Here is a 3,563-nt window from a genome sequence, read left to right on the forward strand (position 1 = left end):
ACGCCCTCGCCGGCGAGCAGGAACTTGGTCGACAGCACCGACCCGTGCAGGCGCATCGCGGGTGTGCCGCCGCCGCCGGGCAGCCCGTAGAGGGTGCGGCTGTCGAGGGTGGGGGAGGCATCCGTCGCCGTCAGCCCCGCCGCCTCGGCGACCGGTCGCGCCGCCGCGTCGACGACCGCCTTGCGCACACCGGCGGCGGCGACCGCCTCGGCGGCCGGCTCGATGCCGTGGCCGAACGCGTCACGGCGCAGGTCGGCCACGGCACCCGCGCCCGCGGTGCGTGCGTTCGCGGTCAGCGCGCCGCGGGAGACCACGACGCGCAGGGGGCTGATGGTGGGCAGGTCAGCTCTTCGCACGGACAGCGCCGCCACCGGATCAGGCGTCGACCAGTTCGCTCTCGACGACGCGGCGGCGCTGCGTGCGGCGACCTGCCGAACGGCCCAGGTCGTCGGAGATGATGACGCGCTGCAGCCAGCGGTCGGTGCCGTCGTAGCGCGGCTCGAACGGGGTGCGGGCGTGCATGACGCGACGGTTGTCGAAGAGGAACAGGTCGCCCTCCTGCAGCGTCACGTACAGGCCCGCCTCGTTGGCGCCGTCGTGGAACGTCTTGTATGCGGCGGCGGCGGCCTCGTCGCCCTCGACGGCGGCGGCGCAGTCCATGTCGATGCGCACGAAGCGCTTGTCGTCCTCGCCGTAGAGGGCCACGCCCCGCACGCCGTCCTCGGGCCGCCCGGTGCCGCCCGACGCCTTGTCGATACCGTGCATGAAGCGCGGCTCGCGCAGCACGGCCTCTTCGTCGGCGGTCAGCTCGATGCGGTCGACCGGGGCGAGTGCGGTCTGCACGCGCTCGTCGCCGCGCACGCAGAACAGACCGACGAACTGCGGGTGGGCGTCGTCGAACGCGTCCTCGGAGTGCCAGTCGAGCAGGCTGCGGCTGCCGGTGCCGACGGCGTCGTACTCGTGGCCCTTGACAGGGGTGACGTTCTGGATCAGCGTGCCGCCGTGCTGGCGGGCGAACGAGAAGATCTCACCAGCGACGGTGCCGAACGCCATGAGCGCGGCCTCGGTGGCGGGCTCGCGGTCCTTCTCCTGAAAGGCCTCCTCGTCCTGCGGGCTCTCGCCCATGGCGTCCTGGTCGACGTGCAGGCCGTGGAAGAGGATGCCCCCGTCCGGGACCTCCGCGCGGGCGAACTGCTCGATCAGCGCAACCGTCTCGGGGTCGGCCTCGACGAGAGCGGCCTTCGCATCGGCGAGCAGCGCCTCGAATGCCTCGTCATCGCGATAGATGTTGCCCCGACCTCGGGCGACCTCCGTGAAGATCGCTGCTACCTCGGGCTTGATCTGTCGTTCGATCACGAGACGTCCTTTCCGCTGCTGCGGGTCTGCGAGTGTGCATGGGGAGTATACCCAGCCGGACTGGGACGATCACCTTGAAAGTGAGTATTGCCTAACCTGGTGTCTCAGGGGTGCTCAGCCGCTTGTCGAGGAACAGTCGCACGTCGTCCAGCTCCTGTTCCGAGACGCTGTGGGTGAGCCCCGCATACACGCGGCCGCTGAGGTCGCTGTGCTGCGGCAGCCACTGCGTGGTGTGCTCGACCAGCTCGGGCGGGATGACGTCGTCGGCCGTTCCGCGGCCCCAGAAGACCGGCGGACGGATGCCGGCGAGCTCGCCGTCGCTGGGCAGTTCGCCGGGCGATGCGTAGCCGCTGAGGTTCACGGCGAAGTCGAACAGGTCGGGGCGCAGTCGCAGGGCCTGCAGCGCGATCGCCGCGCCCTGCGAGAAGCCGAGCAGCCCGATGGTGTCGTGCCCGGGCTGCGCGTGGACCCAGTCGATGAACGCGGCCGCCGCCGCGGTGACGTGCGTCGGGTCGCGGCGTTCAAGCCCTTCGATCGGGTACCACGAGAAGCCCGGTGCCGGCCATGGCGGGCTGAGCGGCGCGCGCGGTGCGGCGAACACGAACGCGGACGGCAGATACGGGGTGAGCCCGAACAGGTCGCGTTCGTCGGCGCCGTAGCCGTGCAGCAGCACGAGCAGCGGGTGGCCGGTGCGGTCGGCGGTGTCGGCCGACCACAGCACGGTGTCGGGGTCGATGCGCAACTCGGTCACCGTTCCATTGTGGCCCGTCCCTCCGACAGAGCGGCCCCGTCCTGCTCCGCCGAAACCACAGAGTGGGGTAGAACAGGAGCATGGCTGTGCGCACGCCCGACCCCGACCCCTCCGGCGACGACCCCTTCGGCGCCCCCGAGGGCGCGGCGTCGAACCCGGCGTGGCTGAGCGACATCGAGCTGACCGAGGCCCGGCGCCGGCTGCCCATGCTCTACGTCGAGGGCGTGCCCGTGCGGGTCGACGGCATGGGCCAGGTCACCGAGGTCGGGATCCTGCTGCGCGCCACGCCCATGGGGGAGATGGTGCGCACGATCGTGTCGGGGCGGGTGCGCTATGGAGAGACCGTGCGCGACGCGCTGTTCCGACACCTCGAGAACGATCTGGGCCCCATGGCGTTCCCGCTGCTGCCGCCGCAGCCGGTGCCGTTCACGGTCGCCGAGTACTTCCCGATCCCCGGGGTCTCGGCCTTCCACGACGACCGCCAGCACGCCGTGTCGCTCGCGTTCGTCGTTCCGGTCACGGGACCGTGCGAGCCGCGTCAGGACGCGCTCGAGGTGACCTGGCTGACGCCGGAGGAGGCGGCATCCGATTCCCTCTCCGCCGAGATGGAAGGCGGCCGCGGAACCCTCGTGCGACTGGCCCTGGCCAGCGTCGGCGCCCTGCGCTGACCGGTGTAGCTGCGCACCGAGAGCGAACGCGCCGCGTCGTTCGAGGAATGCTGCCGCCGGCTCACCGACGCCGCCGACAGCCGCACCGCCGCAGGGAGGTGCAGGTCGAAGCCGCCGCGATCCGCGCGCAGCGCGGCGATCGCGCACGAGCAGGCGGAGGATGCCGCGGACGAGTCGCGCGGGGCGGTAGCGCCACTCACCCGGCCCGGTCGCCCCGGGACCCCTCCCGTGGTCTTCGTCAGCAGCCGCACCGCGCCCTTGGCGGGGTGGTATGCGGGCTCAGGGCCACGCGTCCGTCGAACCGTTCCATCTCATCCACCTCTCTGCGTCGTGGCGCTGCGCTCAGCGCCTATTCGATACAGCGCACGGAGAGGAAGGTGTATTCCTATGAATGCAAGATCAGGACGGGGTGCCGCCGAGCTCGGCGCGCAGCGCCGCCAGGAACGCGTCGACGTCGGCCTCGGTCGTGTCGAAGCTGCACACCCACCGCACCTCGCCCTTCGAGGCATCCCAGTCGTAGAAGCGGAACCGCTCGCGCAGGCGATCGGCGACTCCCTCCGGCAGCGACGCGAAAACGGCGTTGGCCTGGGTCGCCTGCGTGAACGCGACGCCGTGCAGCGACCCGTCGGCAAGACCCGTCTCGATGCCCGCGCGCAGGCGCTGCGCCATCTCTTTGGCATGCCGCGCATTGCGCAGATACAGGTCGCCGTCCAGCAGCGCCAGCAGCTGCGTCGAGATGAACCGCATCTTCGAGGCGAGCTGCATCTGTTGCTTGCGCAGGTAGACGA

The 3,563-nt window shown here is 71.2% G+C and carries 3 protein-coding genes and 2 pseudogenes; 1 reads left to right on the top strand and 4 read right to left on the bottom strand.

The genetic code is table 11. The features are described from left to right. From ACK5IN_RS04600 to ACK5IN_RS04610, 3 genes and pseudogenes are all read right to left on the bottom strand, one after another. A pseudogene (locus tag ACK5IN_RS04600) lies at positions 1–356 on the bottom strand (hypothetical protein); the annotation flags it as partial. A 19-nt stretch (positions 357–375) separates the two neighbouring features. Next, positions 376–1,356 carry a TauD/TfdA family dioxygenase gene (locus ACK5IN_RS04605; RefSeq protein ID WP_416895038.1) on the bottom strand — a complete coding sequence of 327 codons (981 nt, stop codon included), beginning with the start codon at positions 1,354–1,356 and terminating at the stop codon, positions 376–378. 91 nt (positions 1,357–1,447) lie between these two features. Beyond that, complete coding sequence (locus ACK5IN_RS04610) at positions 1,448–2,107, bottom strand: alpha/beta hydrolase (protein WP_416895039.1); 660 nt, start codon at positions 2,105–2,107, stop codon at positions 1,448–1,450. An 80-nt stretch (positions 2,108–2,187) separates the two neighbouring features. On the opposite strand from ACK5IN_RS04610, the gene ACK5IN_RS04615 reads away from it, so the two are divergent. Continuing rightward, positions 2,188–2,775, top strand: coding sequence for an NUDIX hydrolase family protein (locus ACK5IN_RS04615; protein WP_416895040.1), 588 nt, complete (start codon positions 2,188–2,190; stop codon positions 2,773–2,775). Between the two features lie 399 nt (positions 2,776–3,174). Here ACK5IN_RS04615 and ACK5IN_RS04620 read toward each other — a convergent pair. Beyond that, positions 3,175–3,563, bottom strand: a pseudogene (locus ACK5IN_RS04620) (threonine aldolase); the annotation flags it as partial.

Source organism: Microbacterium sp. (assembly GCF_047971895.1).
Lineage (GTDB): Bacteria > Actinomycetota > Actinomycetes > Actinomycetales > Microbacteriaceae > Microbacterium.